This window comes from Methylobacterium dankookense (assembly GCF_902141855.1).
Lineage (GTDB): Bacteria > Pseudomonadota > Alphaproteobacteria > Rhizobiales > Beijerinckiaceae > Methylobacterium > Methylobacterium dankookense.
The window spans coordinates 1-17,927 of record NZ_CABFVH010000049.1 but is presented as its reverse complement, the minus strand read 5'-3'; the positions used below and the strand labels follow the sequence as shown (position 1 = coordinate 17,927).

Annotated in this window: 14 protein-coding genes and 1 pseudogene; 8 read left to right on the top strand and 7 right to left on the bottom strand. The window is 70.2% G+C overall.

Going from position 1 to position 17,927, the window contains the following annotated elements; all coding sequences use genetic code 11:
• Nucleotides 1-26: 26 nt before the first annotated feature.
• From MTDSW087_RS24810 to MTDSW087_RS24800, 3 genes are all read right to left on the bottom strand, one after another.
• A complete protein-coding gene (locus tag MTDSW087_RS24810) occupies nucleotides 27-2,249 on the bottom strand; it encodes a CHASE3 domain-containing protein (RefSeq protein WP_144767656.1) in 2,223 nt (740 codons plus the stop codon).
• Nucleotides 2,250-2,785: 536 nt separating this feature from the next.
• Nucleotides 2,786-5,443, bottom strand: coding sequence for a PAS domain-containing protein (locus MTDSW087_RS24805; RefSeq protein WP_144767652.1), 2,658 nt, complete (start codon nucleotides 5,441-5,443; stop codon nucleotides 2,786-2,788).
• A 51-nt stretch (nucleotides 5,444-5,494) separates the two neighbouring features.
• The gene (locus tag MTDSW087_RS24800; RefSeq protein ID WP_144767649.1) at nucleotides 5,495-6,286 is read right to left on the bottom strand and encodes a Crp/Fnr family transcriptional regulator; all 792 of its coding nucleotides are present in this window, start codon (nucleotides 6,284-6,286) and stop codon (nucleotides 5,495-5,497) included.
• Nucleotides 6,287-6,505: 219 nt separating this feature from the next.
• Between MTDSW087_RS24800 and MTDSW087_RS24795 the strand changes: the two genes are divergently transcribed.
• A complete protein-coding gene (locus tag MTDSW087_RS24795) occupies nucleotides 6,506-6,763 on the top strand; it encodes a DUF6894 family protein (protein ID WP_144767646.1) in 258 nt (85 codons plus the stop codon).
• A 31-nt stretch (nucleotides 6,764-6,794) separates the two neighbouring features.
• Here MTDSW087_RS24795 and MTDSW087_RS24790 read toward each other — a convergent pair.
• A pseudogene (locus MTDSW087_RS24790) lies at nucleotides 6,795-8,305 on the bottom strand (sensor domain-containing diguanylate cyclase).
• A gap of 392 nt (nucleotides 8,306-8,697) precedes the next feature.
• Complete coding sequence (locus MTDSW087_RS24785; protein WP_144767644.1) at nucleotides 8,698-9,102, bottom strand: response regulator; 405 nt, start codon at nucleotides 9,100-9,102, stop codon at nucleotides 8,698-8,700.
• A gap of 684 nt (nucleotides 9,103-9,786) precedes the next feature.
• On the opposite strand from MTDSW087_RS24785, the gene MTDSW087_RS24780 reads away from it, so the two are divergent.
• Both MTDSW087_RS24780 and MTDSW087_RS24775 read left to right on the top strand, forming a co-directional pair.
• Nucleotides 9,787-10,032: a hypothetical protein gene (locus tag MTDSW087_RS24780; RefSeq protein WP_144767642.1), complete on the top strand. Its 246-nt coding sequence runs from the start codon at nucleotides 9,787-9,789 to the stop codon at nucleotides 10,030-10,032.
• Between the two features lie 78 nt (nucleotides 10,033-10,110).
• Complete coding sequence (locus MTDSW087_RS24775) at nucleotides 10,111-10,305, top strand: hypothetical protein (RefSeq protein WP_144767640.1); 195 nt, start codon at nucleotides 10,111-10,113, stop codon at nucleotides 10,303-10,305.
• A 5-nt stretch (nucleotides 10,306-10,310) separates the two neighbouring features.
• On the opposite strand, the gene MTDSW087_RS24770 is transcribed toward MTDSW087_RS24775, so the two are convergent.
• On the bottom strand, nucleotides 10,311-10,547 hold the full coding sequence (locus MTDSW087_RS24770; RefSeq protein WP_144767638.1) for a DUF6894 family protein: 237 nt from the start codon (nucleotides 10,545-10,547) through the stop codon (nucleotides 10,311-10,313).
• 109 nt (nucleotides 10,548-10,656) lie between these two features.
• Nucleotides 10,657-11,040: a CsbD family protein gene (locus MTDSW087_RS24765; protein WP_144767636.1), complete on the bottom strand. Its 384-nt coding sequence runs from the start codon at nucleotides 11,038-11,040 to the stop codon at nucleotides 10,657-10,659.
• Nucleotides 11,041-11,193: 153 nt separating this feature from the next.
• Here MTDSW087_RS24765 and MTDSW087_RS24760 point away from each other — a divergent pair, with 153 nt between their 5' ends.
• From MTDSW087_RS24760 to adh, 5 genes are all read left to right on the top strand, one after another.
• Nucleotides 11,194-11,649 carry a hypothetical protein gene (locus MTDSW087_RS24760; protein ID WP_144767634.1) on the top strand — a complete coding sequence of 152 codons (456 nt, stop codon included), beginning with the start codon at nucleotides 11,194-11,196 and terminating at the stop codon, nucleotides 11,647-11,649.
• Complete coding sequence (locus tag MTDSW087_RS24755) at nucleotides 11,646-12,041, top strand: phage holin family protein (protein WP_144767632.1); 396 nt, start codon at nucleotides 11,646-11,648, stop codon at nucleotides 12,039-12,041. The genes MTDSW087_RS24760 and MTDSW087_RS24755 overlap by 4 nt, the downstream gene beginning before the upstream one ends.
• The gene (locus tag MTDSW087_RS31330) at nucleotides 12,038-12,409 is read left to right on the top strand and encodes a DUF3618 domain-containing protein (RefSeq protein ID WP_306421704.1); all 372 of its coding nucleotides are present in this window, start codon (nucleotides 12,038-12,040) and stop codon (nucleotides 12,407-12,409) included. Before MTDSW087_RS24755 ends, MTDSW087_RS31330 begins: the two co-directional genes overlap by 4 nt.
• A gap of 941 nt (nucleotides 12,410-13,350) precedes the next feature.
• Nucleotides 13,351-14,433, top strand: a complete 1,083-nt coding sequence (locus MTDSW087_RS24740; RefSeq protein ID WP_186383991.1) for a GGDEF domain-containing protein — start codon at nucleotides 13,351-13,353, stop codon at nucleotides 14,431-14,433.
• Nucleotides 14,434-15,194: 761 nt separating this feature from the next.
• Nucleotides 15,195-16,718 (top strand): aldehyde dehydrogenase, encoded by a 1,524-nt coding sequence (gene adh / locus MTDSW087_RS24735; RefSeq protein ID WP_144767629.1) that lies wholly within the window; start codon nucleotides 15,195-15,197, stop codon nucleotides 16,716-16,718.
• Nucleotides 16,719-17,927 lie beyond the last annotated feature (1,209 nt).

Sequence of the window (17,927 nt, the reverse complement as noted above, 5' to 3'; positions counted from 1 at the left end):
GCGCGGCCGAGGGCGGGCCCGGCGGTTCAGGCGTTGCTCCTGGGCCTGATCTCCACCACCTTGCCGAGCTCCCTCGTCTCGGTGGGATTTCCGAGCACCTCGGCGACCTTGCGGGCGAGTTGCTCGCGCTTGAACGGCTTGCCGATGAGCTGCACGCCGTCGTCGAGGCGACCGTGGTGCACGATGGAGTTCTCGGTATAGCCCGACATGAAGAGCACCCGCACCTCCGGCCGGACGGACCGGACGCGCTCCGAGAGCTCCCGGCCGCGCACCTTGCCCGGCAGCACCACGTCGGTGAGCAGCAGGTCGATGGCGGTCGTGTTCTGCCCGAAGACGCGCAGCGCCTCCTCGCCGTCGGCCGCCTCCAGCACCCGGTAGCCGAGGTCGACGAGGATGGCGCAGGCGATCTCGCGCACCGCCGCCTCGTCCTCCACAACCAGCACCGTGCCTGTGCCACGCGGGAGCTCGATGGGCGCGCCTGTCCGTTGCGACGGTGTGGCCGCCCCGACCGCGCGCGGCAGGTAGAGCTTCACCGTGGTGCCCTCGCCGGGTTCCGAGTAGATCTTCACGTGCCCTCCCGACTGCTTCACGAAGCCGAACACCATGGCGAGGCCGAGCCCCGTGCCCTTGCCGTCGGGCTTCGTCGTGAAGAACGGCTCGAACACGCGCGCGACCACCTCCGGCGTCATGCCGTGTCCGGTGTCCGAGACCGCCACCATGGCGTAGTCGCCGGGCACCACCTCGGCATGGTGCCGCGCGTACTCCTCGTCGAGCACCTTGTTGCCGAGCTCGATGGTGAGGCGTCCGCCGCCCGGCATCGCGTCGCGCGCGTTGAGCGCCAGGTTCAGGACCGCGCTCTCCAACTGCGCCGGGTCGGCCATGGCCGGCCACAAGCCGGCGGTCTCGACGTAGCGCACCTCGATGGGCTCGCCGAGCGTGCGCCGCAGCAGCGGGATGAGGTCGGGCATGGTCGCGGCGAGATCGATGGCGGCGGGCGCCAGCGGCTGCTTGCGCGCGAACGCGAGGAGCTGGCCGGTGAGCGTCGCCCCGCGCTGGGCCGCCCAGGCCGCGCGCTCGACCCGCTGCTGCAGCTTGGCGTCGCCGTCGAGCTTGGCCCGGACGAACTCCAGGTTCCCGAGGATGACCTGCAGCAGGTTGTTGAAGTCGTGCGCGATGCCGCCGGTCAGCTGACCGATGGCCTGCATCTTCTGGGCTTCCCGGAGCACGCCCTCGGCCTGGGCGCGCTTGGTCATGTCGGAGATGGTCAGCACGAAGCCGCCGTCCGGCATCGGGGTGCGGCGGATCTCCAGGTGGGGCCCGTCGGCCCGCTCGCGCTCGTAGGTGACCGCCTCGCGCGGGTTGCGGCTGCCGTGCCGGATCTGGTCCTCGGTCTCCAGCGCCGGGCGGCCCGGCTCACCCGTGTGCTCGACGAAGGCGGCGTAGGTGGTGCTCGGACGCAGCATCGCCTTCGGCAGGTCGAGCAGGACCTGGAAGCACTCGTTCCAGCTCGCGAGCTTGCGGTCGGGCCCGAACACCGCGACGCCCTGGCTGAGGCTGTCCAGCGTGGTGCGCAGGCGCAGCGCCAGGTCGCGCTGCTCGGCCTCGGTCCGGTAGGAGCGCGACCAAGCCTGGTTCAGGAGGCGTGCCGCCCAAAGCAGGGTGAGGACCGCCAGCGCCGAGCCGGCGATGACGAGCCAGCGCACCCACCGGGCGCGGGCGTCGTTCTGGGCGAGGCGCGCGTCGAGCAGCCGCTGCTCGTCGGCGAGCATGGCGGCGAGAACGTTCTCCGCCTCGCGCATGTCGTTGCGGCCGGTATCGGTGTTGACGATGCGCAGGGCCGTCTCAAGGCCGCTGTCGCGACGCGCCTGCACGGTCTGGGCGAGCTCCTCCAGCTTGTGCTGAAGGAGCGGCGCCAGCGCCTGCAGGCGCTCCTGCTGGGCGCCGTTGTCGGCGGTCAGCTTCTGGAGCTCGCCCTGGAGCAGCCCGATGCGGTCGCGCGCCGTGTTGTAGGGCGCGAGGTACTCGTCGCGGCCGGTGAGCAGGTAGCCGCGCTGGCCGCGCTCGGCGTCGCGCAACGCGATAGCGAGGTCCTTCGTGGTTCCGAGCACGCGGTAGCTGTGCTGCGACCACTCGCGGGCGGCCCGCGACGCGTTCAGCCGCTCCCAGGTGACCGCGCCGACCAGCGCCAGGATGACGACGAGTACGCCGAAGACCAGCAGGTTGGCGCGCGTGACGAGGTAGCGGGTCATCGTGCTCTGGTTCGGCGAACGGCGGGGAAAGGCGGCTTGCGCGCCGGGATGTGGGTCACGTGCGCTCGCGACCGGTCCGGCGCAGCCTCGCACGCGATTGCGGGATTGTTGGGGCCGCGGCCCCGAGCTTTACTCCCGTGGCGCCGCGTCGCGCGCTTGGGCAAGGAGGCTCCGGCGCACCTCCGAGTCCTCGACGCGGATGAAGGCCTGCAGCAACGCCGACGCTTCGGCCAAGCTGGCCGTGCTCCCCTCCGACGACACCCCCGCGCCATTGCCTTGCTTCAGCAGGGTCGTGGCGACGCCCAAGGCGTCGGCGATCTGGTCGAGCGTCCGTGAGCCTTGGCCGGAAGCTCGGTCCCGATGGCTTCATCGCCATCCAAAAAGGCAGCGCCGTCCGTCGTCTTCTTCGCGTCGTCGGGGCCGGAACAGGTCACGAGCGCTTCCCGCAGCTATGCTTGGCGATTGTGCTGTCGATGCCGTCGAGGGGCAGGAGCCGGAGCGTGCGGGCGGCAACGCCCGCGCCCGGGATGCAGCGTCTAGGCCGCGGCCTCGCCCCGCCGCTCCTGCATGGAGGCGAGCGGCGCCTCCAGGCGACAGACGAGGCCCGTCGGCGCGTAGGTGAGCCGGACCTCGCCGCCGACCTCGGCCGCGAAGCTGCGCTCGATCAGGCGCGAGCCGAAGCCGCGGCGGGCGGGCGGGCTCAGAATCGGCGGCCCGCCCTGCTCGGACCAGGTCAGGCAGAAGCGGGGCGCCCCGGCCGCGTGCACCACGTGCCAGCGCAGGTCGACCACGCCGCCCTCGTTCGAGAGCGACCCGTACTTGGCGGCATTCGTGGCGAGCTCGTGCAGCGCCAGCGCCAGCGAGAGCGCGGCCTTGGCGGACAGGAGTACGTTGGGCCCGCTGATCCGGATGCGAGAGGCATCGGCCTGGCGGTGCACGCAGAGCGCGCCCTCGGCCACCTCTCCGATGGGCGCCTCCGTCCAGCTTGCCTGGGTCAGAATGTCATGGGCGCGGCCGAGCGAGATCAGGCGCGCGGCGAACGCCTCCCGCATCTCGGCGACGTCGCTCGCCCCGCGCAGGGTCTGGCTGGCGATGGCCTGCACAAGAGCGAGCGTGTTCTTGACCCGATGCTGAAGCTCGCCGGTGAGCAGGCGCTGGTGCTCCTCCGCGCGCTTGCGCTCGCTGATGTCGAGCATGGCGCCAATCATGCGCGTCGCACGACCATGCTCGTCCCGTATGACGTAGCCGCGGTCGAGGATGTCAGCGTAGGAGCCGTCGGCGCGCAGGAAGCGGTACTCGTCGGTCCAGACCGTGCCGGTGCCGTCGATGACGGCGTGGATGGAGGCGTCGATGCGGGCGCGGTCGTCCGGGTGGATGTGGCCGATCCACCAGTCGCCGGTGGGCTCCGCGGCCTCGGGCCGGTGGCCGTGGGCAGTCTGGAGCGCCTCGTTCCAGAGCACGTGGTTGGTGGCGAATGTCCAATCCCAGATCGCGTCGTTGGTGGCGCGTGAGACCAGCCGGTAGCGCTCCTCGGTCTCGCGCAGCGCCTGCTCGGCGCGGCGGCTCCCGGTGACGTCGCTCGCGAAGCCGATGAGGCGCACCGGCCGCCCGTCCTCGAACAGGGTCTGCCCCTTGGCGGACACCCAGCGCTCGGTCCCGTCTTCCGGGGCCATCGTGCGGTACGTGACGTCGTAGACGCCGTCGCCGGCCGGGTCGACCGCGGCGCGCACGGCCTCGTCCGCTCTGGCACGGTCGTCCGGGTGCACGCGGGCCAGGTGCACGGACAGGTCGACGGGGGCGTCCGGCGGCAGCCCGTAGAGGGCGAGGATGCGGGCATCCCACTTCAGCTCGTCCGAGACGAGGTCGTAGTCGAACACGCCGGTCCCGGTCGCCTCGACGGCGAGCCGCAGCTGCTCGCGGGCCTGGCGCAGATCGTCCTCGGCCTGGCGCCGGTCGTGGATGTCGATGGCGATGCCGATCCAGCTCTCGACCGGGCCGTCCTGGCCGCGCACGGGTTTGCCGCGCGCCAGGAACCAGCGGTACTGCCCGTCCGAGGCCCGGCGGAACGGGATCTCGACCTCGTAGTGGCCCTCAGTCGCGACCGCGTGCCTCCAGACGCCGAGCACCCGCTCGCGGTGGTCGGGATGGATCGCACCGGCCCAGCCGTCGCCGCCCGTGTCGCCCGGGGTGAGCCCGGTATACGCGTACCAGGTCGGGTTGCAGTAGGTGATCTCGCCGGCGGCATCGCCGAACCAGACCACCTGCGGGCTGACCTCGACGAGGGAGCGAAAGCGCAGCTCGCTCGCGTTGCGCTCCGCGGCTTCCGCGCGCTGCCGGGTGCGGTCGCGCAGGATCTTGACGAAACCCTGGACCGTGCCGTCCGCGCCCTTCAGCGGCATGAGCTCGCCGTTGGCCCAGAACTGCTCGCCGCCCTTGCGCAGGTGCCAGCGCTCGTCGGGCGCGAAACCGTCCTTCAGCGCCAGCTCCATCTCGGCCTCCGGACGGCCGGCCTCGCGGTCCTCGGGCGTGAAGAACACATGGGCGGGGTCGCCCAGCATCTCCTCCTCGCGCCAGCCGAGGACGCGCTCGGCGCCGGCGCTCCAGCGGGTGACGCGGCCGGCTCGGTCCATCGCGATGATGGCGTAGTCCGTCGCGCTCTCCAGGATGCGCTCGTGCAGCTCTCTCTGAACCTGCTCGGCGCGGGCGCTGCGGCGCGCCTCCAGCAGCGCCATGCTCTGGCGGGCGAGGCGCCGCAGGCCGTCCTGCTGCCTCTCCGTGAGTTCGCGCGGCCGGGTGTCGAGCACGCAGACCGTGCCGACCGGGTACCCGTCCTCGGTCCTGAGCAGGGCGCCCGCGTAGAAGCGCAGGCCGGGCTCGCCGGTCACGAGCGGGTTGCCGGCGAAGCGCGGGTCCCGCGCCGCGTCGGGCACGTAGAGGAAGTCGCTCTGCAGGATGGCCTGGCGGCAGAACGAGGTCTCCAGCGGGGTCTCGCGCACCCCGAGGCCCACCTCGGCCTTGAAGAACTGCCGCCTGTCCCCGATGAAGTTCACGACCGCGATGGGCGTGCCGCAGATCTCGGCCGCCAACTCGGCGACGTCGTCGAACTCCCGCACGCGCGGCGTGTCGAGGATGTCGTAGCCGGCGAGCGCCCGCAGGCGCGCGTATTCATTGGTCGTTTGGCTGGGCCGCCCCATGGCAGGGTCACGCCCGGGAACCGCTTTCCGTTCCATCCGCGCGGCGCCCTCTCAGACGGCCTGGCACATCTGCTTGTCGCCCGTTTGCGCTGGTCGCAGGGACACCAGCGTGCCGGAGGCGTTGTAGACGGCGCCCAGCACGGTCTCGAAGTGGCGCTTGACCGCGCCGTGGCACTCGCAGGCGGAGGCCTCCACAGCGGGACGGCTCAGGATGATGATGCGCCCGCGACGGACCTGGATCAGGCCCTGCTGCTGCAGGGTCCGCAGCGTGCGCGTCAGGTAGGAGCGTTGCACGCCCAGGAGTTCGGCCAGCACCTCGTGCGTGACCGGCAGGACGTCGCTGCCGAGCCGGTCCTGAAGGCCCAGCAGCCACCTGGCGCAGCGCGCCTCGATGGTGTGGCTGGCGTTGCAGGCCACCGACTGCAGAACCTGGGCAAGCAGGCAGTCGGAGTAGCGGGTGATCAGGTTCCGGAGGCCCGGCGAGGTCTGCTTGACCTGCTGCAGCACTGTAGCCTCGATGCGCAGCACCGAGCCGGGGATCTGCACCACGGCCCGGCTGAAGGCCGGCAGGGAGCCCTGGCTCACCACGCCGCCGACAGCGCCCTCGCGCCCGACTGTGGCCGTCTCCACGGCGCGTCCGTCCTGCAGCCCGATGAGGAGGGCCGCCACGCACTGGCCGAGCGGAAAGGTGATGTGGCCGACGTCCTCGCCTGCGTCGAAGAGCACGTCGCCGCGCCGGTACTCCTTCAGCTCCAGGTGCGGCTTGAGCAGGGCCTGGTCGGGCAGGCGAAGGGAGGCGAGGAGCAGATTGCCGCTGAGGGGAGCGTCGTTGTCGGGGGGCATGGGTCAGCGCGGCGGGTTCGGGTGCGGTTGGCTCGGTCGCAAGCTCTACCGCGGCACCCGTCGCGATGTCTGTTCATAAGTGCACAAAAGACTGGAAGGCCGGCGACCTTCATCGGTTTGCCGCGCGCCGGGCGCCACCTGCCTTAACCCATGCAACCATCGGCGCCGGAACGGTTTCTAGGTTCGTACGCTTCCCGCTCCCCATGCCCTTGCGTCGCGATGCCCCGCTACTTCCTTGACTTCCTGGACGGTGAGATGTGGCTGAAGGACGAGGAGGGGCAGGAGTATCCGGACCTGCAGGCCGCGCGCGACGCGGCGATAGCGGCCCTGCCCGACGTCGGGCGGGAGGCGCCGCCCGCGGATGGGCGAAGGGCGTTCGTGGCCTACGTTCGGGACGAAGGCGGTGCCCGGCTCTGCACCGTGCGGCTGGACCTCGCCGCCGAGTGCGACCCGGAAAGCGAGGGCTCGCATCCCTGAGGCGTCCGGATGCCGGCACCTCCAGAGAGGTTCAGGCGGCCACCTTTGTCCGGAGCACGGGAGCCGCCGCACGATGCGTCCGGTTCCGCCCGCCGGCCTTCGCCTCGTAGAGCGCCGTGTCCGCCCGGCGGTAAAGGTCGCCCATAGCACCCCCGCCCGCGGCATCGACGGCGAGGCCGACGCTGACCGTGACGGCGCCGACGCCTGGGCCGGACGCTGGTACCGCAAGCGTCGCCACGGCACGATGGATGGCCTGGGCGACGCGGTTCGCCTCGTCCTCGTCCGTCTCCGGCAGCAGCACCGCGGATTCCTCGCCGCGGATGCGGGCGACGAGGTCGTCGGGCCTGTGCACGCTGGCCCCGAGGCAGCGGGCGAGACCCCTCAGCACCTCGTCCCCGACCGCGTGGCCGTAGCGGTCGTTCCAGCGCTTAAAGTGGTCGGCGTCGACGATGAGCAGCGACAGCGGCCTGGCCGTGCGCCCGGCGCCCTTCCGGGCCCGCTCGAACTCCTCCTCGAACCGGCGCCGGTTGGCCAGTCCGGTCAGGCCGTCCGTGCGCGCCAGGTGGGTGAGCTGGGCTTGCATGGCGGCGCGGCGCCGGAGCTCGCGGCCGAACAGCAGCGAGAGGAAGACGGTCAGGCCGCACAGGACGAGCACGAGCGTGCCGATGACCGCGGCCTTGGCGCGCCAGCCGGCCTCGATGTCGGCGGTCGCGAGGGCGACGTTGAGCACCAGCGGCAGGTCGCCGACCCGGGTGAAGGCGTAGTGCCGCTCGACCCCGTCGCGCACCGAGGTCCCGACGAAGGTGCCGGACCGCTCAGCCACGAACCGCTCGAAGGTCGGGGCGCCGGCGATGTTCACGCCGATGTCCGCCTCCTCGTAAGGGTGGCGCATGATGCGCGTGTCGTCGCGCAGGTAGAGGTTTATGGCGCCGTCCCGCTCGAGGCCGAGCTGGTCGAACAGGCGCGAGAAGTAGCTGAGCTTGAGGGTCCCGAGCGCCACTCCGCCGAAGGACCCGTCCGGCTTGTCGATGCGGCGGCTGAAGGGGAGCATGCGCTCGCCGGTCAGGCGCGAGACGAGGGGCCGGGCGACGTAGAGGCCGAGGTCTGCCCGCTCACGGTGGATGCGGAAGTAGTCCCGGTCGGCGTAGTTGCCCTTGCGTGCCGGCAGGGCGCCGGAATCGGCGGCGATCTCGCCCCGCTCGTCGATGACCAGGGTGACACCCACGTCGCGGGCCGTGCCGGCGCGGTCGAACAGCACGAGCTGGCGCATCTCGGGGCGGACCGCGTCGAGGCCCGGCGTGCGAAGGTTCTCGACGACGGCCTGCGCGAGAGGTCGATGATCTCGACGTTGCGGGCGATGTCGCGCTCAATGACCTGGAGCAGGTTTTTCGAGGTCTGCTCGGCCTTGTCCCAGGCGTCCCGGCGCAGGTCGAGCAGCATCAGCCCGGAGACGACGAGCATGCCGACGGGCGCCAGCACGCCGAGCGCGATCACGGTGCGGGCGGAGCGGAGGCGTCGCGCGAGCGGGCGCGGCAGGGCCATCGGCGGGCACTCCCAAGCGTTGTCCTTGCTGGGTTGCTAACGCCCGAAGCCCTTACAGGCGCTTTCGCCGGGCGTCGTACGGGCCCTTTAACCGCATCGTGCCTAATATCGGGTTTGTCGGTTCCGTAGGATTGTGGCGCTCGCCGCGGCCCGCCTGCGCACGCCGACCGCGGCGGGAACCAGCTTCTTGGATGCTCGGTCCCCGCGGCTACGGCCTCAGGCGTTGCCGCGAGTGCCCGGCCTGATGAGATCGAGCATGAACCGCGTGCCCGGCTTGACGCCCTCCCAGCCCGCCCTCCGGTCGCACGCTGTCAGCCGGAGGGGCATCGCGGGATGTATCGACATTGGCGGGCGAACGGTCCCCGGGCATCAGTGCGCCGGGCGGGCGTCTGTCATCGGGCCTCCGGGCCGCGCGGCGACCCGAGCAGGGCGGCATGAGCCTGGACGAGGACATCGAGCGGCAGCCAGGGTTGGCGGGTGCACACGGCCTCGTCGGGCAGCCGTTCACGGCACGTCTCCGGCGTGCCGGTGGTCAGCACGACCCGGATGCCCGGCCGGAGCTTGCCGGCGGCCGTCGCCAGCCCGTGCCCGTCCAACTCCCCATCCAGCGTCGCCTTGGTCAACAGCAGGACGATCTCCTGGCCGCGGCGCCGGAGCACCTCGACGGCGGCCTCGCCGCTCGCGCAGGTGACCACGTCAAGCTCGGTCTCGCCGAGGAGCATCTCGGCGCGGTCCCGGGCGGCCGCGTCCTCGTCGACGACGAGGGCCAGGCGGGGCGTGTGGGTGGCATCCGGCATCAACTCTCCTTCCGTGTCTCAACGACCTCGACACGTTCGGCGAGAAGGTCAGCCAAACGCTTCCAATCCTCGGGCAGGGTCTCCCGCAGGAGGTCGTCGTAGGCTTCCTCCAGCCCGTGGCCGACCCCGTGCAGGCATGGATCCTGGGTGGCCGAGGAACGGCTCGGATGCCGCTGGTGGCACTGGCGCATGGTATCCCGTCCCGGGGCGGCGCCTTCCCGACAGCCCTGGCCTCGCGTTAACATGGGTCAAATTCGTTCACACCAATGGGCCGGGATGCCGTTGGTTTCAGCGTGGCCGTTCATCAGGGCGCGGAGGCCGGGGCAGCGACGACGTGTATCAGCCCTCGCGGAAGCGGGCGGCGTAGGCGTCGCCGAGGGCCGCGAGCTGGCCCTGCATCTCCAGCGCCCGCACGCGCCGGCGGCGCGAAAAGCCGAGCATACCTTGGCGACCTGTTGGCCATGGCAAGCCGACGCCGCGGTCAGTTCGTCGGCGACGGCGTTCAACGCGGCGATGCCCGTCGCGGACGCCGCCATCCTATCGAGTATGGCGTCCCTCATGGGCCGCGGATAGCGCGCCTGGAGGCTGTGCGTACCCGTGCCTCGTTGACCGACTGCGTAGCCGTCGCCGGGAGCCCGGGCGGCGGCCCGACGTTGTCGGGCACCACCCTGGTCGGAGCCCTCGATGCTGAACCCGTTCTGTGCCGCGTTCCTTCTCGCCGTTGAGGCGCAGCGGGTCATCGAGTTGCGGTTGGTGCGGCTGGCCTGGGGCGGCGCGGAGGCGCAGGCGGAGATGGTGTCGATGGTCGGCGAGAAGGTTGTGGCCGCATTGGAGGCCGCCAACACGCTCATGACGGGCGGCTCGCACGACCAGGTCATAGCCCGCTACCGGGAGCTGGTCGCCGACAACACGCGCCGCCTGACGGCCTGAGGAGACGGGCGGAGGCAGGTCACGGCCAAGCCGGTCAGGTGCCGCATCGCCGACAAGCCGGACGGGCGCTTCGCCGTCATGGCGGTGCTCGCCTCCGGTAAGGTCTTCCGCCGCAAGGGTCTTGCGACCTTGGCTGAGGCCGAGGAGGCCGTGGACTGCCTGCGCGCCGTCATGACCGCATGCGGGACGCCCGTGGTCTCGGATGCCTCGGCGCGGCTCGGCGTACGGGTGGGGTACCGGATCGGCCATGCTGCCGGGGACGGCGGGTTCTAGTCGCCTCAAGGCTTGCCCAGAATCTCTTGGAACGGGATCTCGAACAGGACCCGTCCCGCCTCGTCGGCCACGACGAAAGCGTACCCACGCGGGTGGTCCCCGGCGCGCAGGAGCTCGGCCGTCAGGCCCGGGACGGCGGCGCAGGCTTCAAGGTAGGCAGCCTCGGCGCTGGCGAGCTCCAGGCCGGTGTCGTCGGCCTCCAGGCGCCCGCGGGCGCACACGTCGAAGAAAAACACCGGCATGGGGGTGCATGCTCGCGCCCCCCTAACGGCAACCCACCTCGCGCGGTTCGGTGTCCATGCGACGGGGGACCGGCCGCGTCGGAAGGCGGCGTCGGCCCCCCGCGTCGGATCAGTCTCGTCCGTGGACGAGCAGGCCGAGCAGGTAGCCGACGCCGAGCGCCGCCACGAGCGCAATCAGCGGGGCCTCCTGGACGTGGCCGCGGACCGCCGCGCTGCCGCGTCGGTAGGCCTCGTCGGCGCCCGGCAGCCGCTCGCGGCCGGTCCGCAAGGCGCCGCGCGCGATCTCGCCCGCCTGTCCGGCGGCCTGGCTCGCCTGACCAGCGATGTCGCGCGCCGCATCTTTGGCTTGCCCAACTAGGTTCTCGACCGTGCCCCGCAGCTCCGTCGCCTGCCCATCCGCCTTGGTCTCCTTGTCGCCGGTCAGGTCGCCCGCGGCACCTTCGGCCTGACCTGCCACCTTCTTGACCTCGCCGGTTACCCGCTTCTCGTCCATATCGACCCCCATTGGCGAACGGCGCGCCCTCGACGCCTCAACGCGGAGCTGGGCAATTCGGCCCACATGGGCTCGGGCGGAGATTGCGGAACTCACGCAACGCCCTACCATTTCTGACGGTCCGAACATGCGCTCGCGAGAGGATACGCCACGATGCCCGACCGTTCCCGGGATCCTTCACCCGGTTCCGTGGGGCATAACCCCTCCCCGGGCGTGGGCCTCGCGGGGGCCATCCGCGAGCAGGTCCAGGGCTACGCCGCCAACCGGAAGCAGGATGCGGTCCGCGCCGTCTCGGACGTCGCCGCGGCCATCCGCGAGAGCGGCGCGAGCTTCGGGGGGAGCCCACACCTCAAGGCGTTCTTCGACAGCGCGGCCACGGGCGTCGAGGAGCTCTCAGAGGACATCGGCCGACGAACGGTTGGCGAGCTTTACGACGAGGTCGAGGCCGCCGTCCGGCGCCGACCGGGCATTGCCCTGGCCGCCGCCGCCGTCGCCGGCATTGCGCTGGTCCGCTTCTTCAAGGCGTCGACGATCAGGCCGATCCCGCGGTCTCACGCGGTGGTGCCCGTCGATGTCCTGCCCGTACCGGATATCGAGCGTCGTTCATGAGCGAGCCCAGGCCCCGAACCGTCCCGGAGCTTGCCGGCGACGCCATCCGCGAGACCCAGGAGCTTGTCTCGACGGAGATCCGGCTTTTGCGCGCCGAGATGGCCGAGAGCCTGCAGCACCTCATGCTGGCCCTGGGCTTGTTCATCGCCGCCGGCGTGTTTGTCCTGACGGCGTTGCTCGTGTGGATCTTCGCCCTGGTGAAAGCCTTGGCGGTCCTGCTCCAATCCGACGCGCTGGCCGCGCTCGTCGTCGGGGGCGTGTTCGCGGTCATCGCCGTTGCCTTGGCACTGTTCGGGCGCAGCAAGGCATCCCTCTCGGGGTTGGAGCCGACCCGGACCGAGCGGCAGGTCAGGCAGGACGCCGCCATCATCACGGAGCGCATGGGCGAATGAGCAAGTCGGCGGACGAGTTGGAGCATGAGGTCGAGGCGACGCGCGGCAGGCTGGAGACCACGCTGTCCGACCTGTCGTCCCGCCTGAACCCGCCGAGCTTGGCCGAGGAGCTCACGGGGACGCGCGACCCGGGCGGCGCCGTAAGCCTCACCGCCGAGCGTGTGACCGGCGCGCTGCGCGAGAACCCGCTTCCCGCCCTCCTCATCGGCGCCGGCCTCGCCGCCCTCGTCTTCGACGCCGTCACTCGCCAGGCCGAGCGCCGCCGGTTGCGCATTCTGTCCGACGAGGCCCTGCGACGTCCTTCGGACAGTGCCTTGCCGGGCAACCGCCCCGACCGTCTGGAAGGCAAACTACGACGATGCCCTTGAGGAGACCTTCCCCGGCAGCGACCCCGTTTCGGTGATGATCACCAAGTAACCCTCGGTCCAAGCCCTCGGCTCACGGCCCTTGCGCAACGAGCGCGGGTCGCGTGCATCCGCGGACGGCGTTACGGCACGAACCTGCCGCCGCAACGTTCTCCCTGCACCCGAAGCTCCACACCAGGAGCGTGCTCCAGCAGGGCACGGTAGGGTCGCCCATATCCGAAACTAAGACGACCCGGCCCGAGCGGACGCATCTTCATTCGTGAGACGGTGAGGCGTGCGAGGAGTTCGGAGCCCGCACGGGCGTCAGCGGCGAGAAGCTGCGCAAGGCGATCCGCATTGTCGGTTCTCGCGTCACGACGTTGGCCTCCTACCTCTGGGTCTGATGCTGGGAACCTTCCGGCGCTCTGAGGCAGGCCGGTGCGGAAGGCGAAGCAGATGGCCGAGGCGTCTCCTGAGTGAACGGCAAGCGGTGGTGCAGCACGAGCGACCAGATCCATCCGCGCCAGGGTCCGCCGGCGACCGGCAGGAATCGATCTCCATGAGCGGTTTCGGGAGCACTTCGTCTGGAGCGCGGGGCTGAAGGCGGCGAATGACATGTTTCCGCTCGCCCATGACTGACCGCGTTCCTGCCTGCCGTCCCATCCTTCACCGTACGATAAGCGAGCCGCGTCAGGGTGGCGGTTGCCGCCGGCGACGAAGCGGTTCCGTCCGGGCGACGGCATCGCCGCGTAGATGCGGCACACCCGTCGCGCGCTTGGCAGGTCGCGGGCGCCCGAAGGACGAGCGAGCTTGCCTCGGACGCCGCTGGGAAGCGGGATGCCCGGATTGGCAATGGAGAAGCTTTGCCCGATGCGGGAACCGGCAGCCCTCATGATCCTCTCGGGCGGCCCGGCTGGAATCGGCGGGGGGCCGCCACCCCTGGGCCGGCAGGGGAGGACACGACGGTGAACAGGCCCCCGAAGGCGGTTTCCGCGGACGGAGGAAACGTGCATCTCCCGCGGGACCGATGGTGCGCCGAGGCCGCGTGGACGACCTTGCAGGCACGGGGCGTCGTACCGACGCCCCGTGCCTACGAGGTGCTCTTCATCCATTTCAGCGGGACCGATCCGGAGATCAGCCGGCGCTTGCTGCCGTTGCTCTGCGACGAGCGGGCCATCCTCGACGAGCATCTCGAAGAACTGCACGAGCTCTGCCGCGCGAATGCGCGCGAGTCGGACGAGACGGTGGACGCAAGCGCACAGGCGCTGACGGACACGGCGGAGGGCCTTCTCGAAGACATCGGATCGAATCAGCGGTCGTTGTGCGGGTACGGGCATCACCTCGCCCTCTGGGCGACGCAACTCCGGCAGCAGGCCTCTGTCGAGGAACTGCTCAAGGCGGTGACGGTGCTGTCCCTAGAGACGGGCCGGGCCGGCGAGCGCAACCGCTTGCTTGAGGACCAACTCTCGGCAGCCACAGTCCGGATCGCCAAGCTGAGGCGGGAGCTGGCCGATGCCAGGCGGGAGGCCGAGGTCGACGTCCTGACCGGCATCCCGAACAGGCGGGCCTTCGAGAGATCGCTACGGCGGACCGTGGCAGAGGCCGAGGCGGGCGCCGGCGGCCCATTCACGCTGCTGATGCTCGACGTCGACCACTTCAAGCGCTTCAACGACCTGCACGGGCACCGGACCGGTGACAACGTGTTGCGTGTCGTCGGCAGGCTGCTGGCGGACGGCGTGAAGGCGGGGGACACGGTGGCCCGATACGGCGGCGAGGAGTTTGCCGTCCTTCTGGCCGATGCGGACCTGCGCGTCGGCGCCGCGGTGGCCGACAGAATCCGCACCTCCGTGGAGGCATGCCGACTGGTCAAGAAGGACTCGCGCGAGCCGCTTGGCCGCATCACCGTGTCGGTAGGGGTCGCACAGTACGGCCCGGGCGAGAGCGGCTCCGACTTGATCCACAGGGCGGACGAAGCGCTCTACGAGGCGAAACGGGAGGGGCGGAACCGGGTTCGCCCGATTCCCGTCACCGACGCCTCGATCCGATGACGCGGGCCGGGACCGTCGCCGCCCCGGCGAGGCGTCCGGTAAGGTCTTGGGGAGCGGCATGGTCCCGGACGCCGCGAGCGGGCGCGCCTCGGGTCCTTTCCGTGGTGGGCCCGCCGTTCCGGGCGGGACGCGGCATGCGAACCTCGGCAGCACGGTCGGGCGCAAGCAATCGGCCAAGTCAGGAAGACCAGCCCTGCGGGGAACATGGCCGAGGTGGTGATGATGGCGACGACTTCGCGATGTTCGAACAGCCGATTGTTCTGGTGGGCGACATGACGCGCTTGGCTCGGGAGGCACTCGCACGCCTTTAGCCGCGGCTCGACCCGGGAAGGTGCCAAAGATGTTCAACCGGAGCTGAGGGCCGCCCTGTTCCACGCGCCTGCGACAGGGCGACCCGCGGAGCCGATGGCCTCGTGCGTACGCCTCAGGCATCGCGGGCGAACTCGGGGCCCTACGAGGCCCGACAGAGGAACGGATCTGCACGGTCCTGGTCCGCCTGTCGAGCGTCCGCTCCTGATGACAGCCAGTGAAGGGGCAGGAAGGGACCCGGCGCGTCTTCTCCAAAAGTCTGACGACCCTGGCCATTGCCGCTTGATCCAGGTCAACCCAAGCCGAGCCAACGCGGGTACAACGCAACGCCCAGGGGCCAAACGCCACGGGGCGCGCGGCGCTTGTCGAAGCAATCCTAACGTCGTCCGGCTTTTGGGCGACTGAATTTCCCCTGATCGACCGCCGATACGGCACAGAACGAGGAGACGCCGATGAACAAGCCGGAATTCCTGGCCGACGCCAAGACCAAGTCGCCCTTCTCGGCGCGCTACGACAACTTCATCGGCGGACAGTGGGTCGCGCCCGCAGCCGGCCGCTACTTCGAGAATACCTCGCCGATCACCGGCAAGGTCATCTGCGAGGTCGCCCGCTCCGACGCGCAGGACATCGAGAAGGCGCTGGACGCCGCCCACGCGGCGAAGGACGCCTGGGCCCGCACCGCGCCGGCCGAGCGCGCGCGCATCCTCAACAAGATGGCCGACCGGATGGAGGAGAACCTCGATCTGATCGCCCTCGCCGAGACCTGGGACAACGGCAAGCCGATCCGCGAGACGACCCACGCCGACATCCCGCTCGCCATCGACCATTTCCGCTACTTCGCCGGCTGCGTGCGGGCGCAGGAGGGCTCGATCTCCGAGATCGACCACGACACGGTGGCCTACCACTTCCACGAGCCGCTGGGCGTCGTCGGCCAGATCATCCCGTGGAACTTCCCGATCCTGATGGCGGTCTGGAAGCTCGCCCCGGCGCTCGCGGCCGGCAACTGCATCGTCCTCAAGCCCGCCGAGCAGACCCCCGCCTCGGTGCTGGTGCTGATGGAGGTCATCGGCGACCTGCTGCCGCCGGGCGTGCTCAACGTCGTCAACGGCTTCGGCCTGGAGGCCGGCAAGCCGCTCGCCTCCTCGCCCCGCATCGCCAAGATCGCCTTCACGGGTGAGACGACCACCGGCCGCCTCATCATGCAGTACGCCTCGCAGAACCTGATCCCGGTGACGCTGGAGCTCGGCGGCAAGTCGCCGAACATCTTCTTCGCGGACGTGGCCAACGAGGACGACGACTTCCTCGACAAGGCGCTCGAGGGCTTCACCATGTTCGCCCTCAACCAGGGCGAGGTCTGCACCTGCCCCAGCCGCGCGCTGGTGCACGAGTCGATCTACGACCGCTTCATCGAGCGCGCCGTCAAGCGCGTCGAGGCGATCACGCAAGGGTCGCCCCTCGATCCCGCGACCATGATCGGCGCCCAGGCCTCCTCGGAGCAGCTGGAGAAGATCCTCAGCTACGTCGATATCGGCAAGCAGGAGGGCGCGCAGTGCCTCACGGGCGGTGAGCGCAACGTCAAGGACGGCGAGTTCGCGGGCGGCTACTACATGAAGCCGACCGTGTTCCGCGGCCACAACAAGATGCGCATCTTCCAGGAGGAGATCTTCGGCCCCGTGCTGTCGGTCACGACCTTCAAGGACGATGCCGAGGCGCTCTCCATCGCCAACGACACCCTCTACGGCCTCGGCGCCGGCGTCTGGACCCGCGACGGGACCCGCGCCTACCGCTTCGGCCGGGCGATCCAGGCCGGCCGCGTCTGGACGAACTGCTACCACGCCTACCCGGCCCACGCGGCCTTCGGCGGCTACAAGCAGTCCGGCATCGGCCGCGAGACCCACAAGATGATGCTCGACCACTACCAGCAGACCAAGAACATGCTGGTCAGCTACTCGGCGAAGAAGCTCGGCTTCTTCTGAGACGGGCGAGCTCCCTTGCAGGGGAAGCGCCCCGGCCCTCACCGCCGGGGCGCTCCCCGCTACGGTTCTTCCCGGGTGATCCGGTCGAGACCTTCCATGACTGCCTCTTGATCTTGGTTGATCGCCTACACTGCCTTTCAGGTGCGTCGTCTCGCGCTCCGGAAGAGCCCTAGGTCTCCTGCGCGACGCTCCGCCGGAACGCTCGCGCCGGAACGTCCCGCCGGGGCCTCCAACAGATCGAGCTCGCCCGGGTGGCTGACGGGTCGATTCCTAGGCTTAGATCGCCGTAGCGCGTCGAGCATGGCAAGCGCCTCGTTTCGCAGGTCGCGCTCGGCCGCGACGGGGTCCTCCGTGCGCAATCGTTGCCCGCCCAGGGCTTCCGCCGGCGCCGCCCTCCACGGTTCGGCGCCAAGCTTGGTCGGTTGCATCGGGATCGCCTCCGGCATGCCGGACGCATCGACGATCCGTCCGTGCTGCTGGTTGGCCGGCATACCCACACCGAAGCCGCGCTTCGGCTCAGGGGCGCGGCCCATTCCAAGGGCTTGAAGCACGCGACCGGCAGCCAGGGCATCATCGGCCGCCTAGCCCGACCAGGGCAGCGCCGCATGTGCCTCGTCCAACCCGGCCCAAGCACTTTGTTTGGCATCGCAGGGGATACGGGCGAGCCTCGTGGTCAAGGCGGTGGGGCATAAGCGGCGGCGCCCAGCGCGTTCCTCGATGCCTCACCCACTGGGCTGCACGATCTGGCCCAGCGCTTGATGCCGTCCGAGCGGCATGCGATTCCCACGAACGAACATGCGTTTCGAAATCGACTGCAAAATATCGTTATTTCAAGGTAATCCAATGAATTATCATGAGTGGCTTGCTCGGCTCAACGGTGAGGACAGTCGATCTTGACATCGAGCACATCGGGTAATTCAAGAGGAAGGTCATACCCCGATATCAGTGCCACCGGTATGCCCGGCGCGACCTCGGCCATCCCTTCGCCGGTTTCCAAAGCGCAGGAAGGCGAGCGCGAATGCCCGCTCCCGCTTGCCCGCTCACGAAGTCCGGATTCAGCGACTGAACCCGAAATGGCTTCCGTCGCCCGTCTGCCGAAGATCGGCCGGGTGTGTTTCGGCGTGCAACTTTGACCCCTTGAGGCGGGGGATCGGCGTCCAATTCTGACCCCCTAACCTCGTTCTCGCAGACTGCCCTCTGGTGCGGCCG

Excerpts from the sequence above, each read along its gene's own strand:
- MTDSW087_RS24810 (WP_144767656.1), bottom strand. The coding sequence starts at position 2,249 with ATGACCCGCTACCTCGTCACGCGCGCCAACCTGCTGGTCTTCGGCGTA.
- MTDSW087_RS24805 (WP_144767652.1), bottom strand. The coding sequence starts at position 5,443 with ATGGGGCGGCCCAGCCAAACGACCAATGAATACGCGCGCCTGCGGGCG.
- MTDSW087_RS24800 (WP_144767649.1), bottom strand. The coding sequence starts at position 6,286 with ATGCCCCCCGACAACGACGCTCCCCTCAGCGGCAATCTGCTCCTCGCC.
- MTDSW087_RS24795 (WP_144767646.1), top strand. The coding sequence starts at position 6,506 with ATGCCCCGCTACTTCCTTGACTTCCTGGACGGTGAGATGTGGCTGAAG.
- MTDSW087_RS24785 (WP_144767644.1), bottom strand. The coding sequence starts at position 9,102 with ATGCCGGATGCCACCCACACGCCCCGCCTGGCCCTCGTCGTCGACGAG.
- MTDSW087_RS24780 (WP_144767642.1), top strand. The coding sequence starts at position 9,787 with ATGCTGAACCCGTTCTGTGCCGCGTTCCTTCTCGCCGTTGAGGCGCAG.
- MTDSW087_RS24775 (WP_144767640.1), top strand. The coding sequence starts at position 10,111 with ATGGCGGTGCTCGCCTCCGGTAAGGTCTTCCGCCGCAAGGGTCTTGCG.
- MTDSW087_RS24770 (WP_144767638.1), bottom strand. The coding sequence starts at position 10,547 with ATGCCGGTGTTTTTCTTCGACGTGTGCGCCCGCGGGCGCCTGGAGGCC.
- MTDSW087_RS24765 (WP_144767636.1), bottom strand. The coding sequence starts at position 11,040 with ATGGACGAGAAGCGGGTAACCGGCGAGGTCAAGAAGGTGGCAGGTCAG.
- MTDSW087_RS24760 (WP_144767634.1), top strand. The coding sequence starts at position 11,194 with ATGCCCGACCGTTCCCGGGATCCTTCACCCGGTTCCGTGGGGCATAAC.
- MTDSW087_RS24755 (WP_144767632.1), top strand. The coding sequence starts at position 11,646 with ATGAGCGAGCCCAGGCCCCGAACCGTCCCGGAGCTTGCCGGCGACGCC.
- MTDSW087_RS31330 (WP_306421704.1), top strand. The coding sequence starts at position 12,038 with ATGAGCAAGTCGGCGGACGAGTTGGAGCATGAGGTCGAGGCGACGCGC.
- adh (WP_144767629.1), top strand. The coding sequence starts at position 15,195 with ATGAACAAGCCGGAATTCCTGGCCGACGCCAAGACCAAGTCGCCCTTC.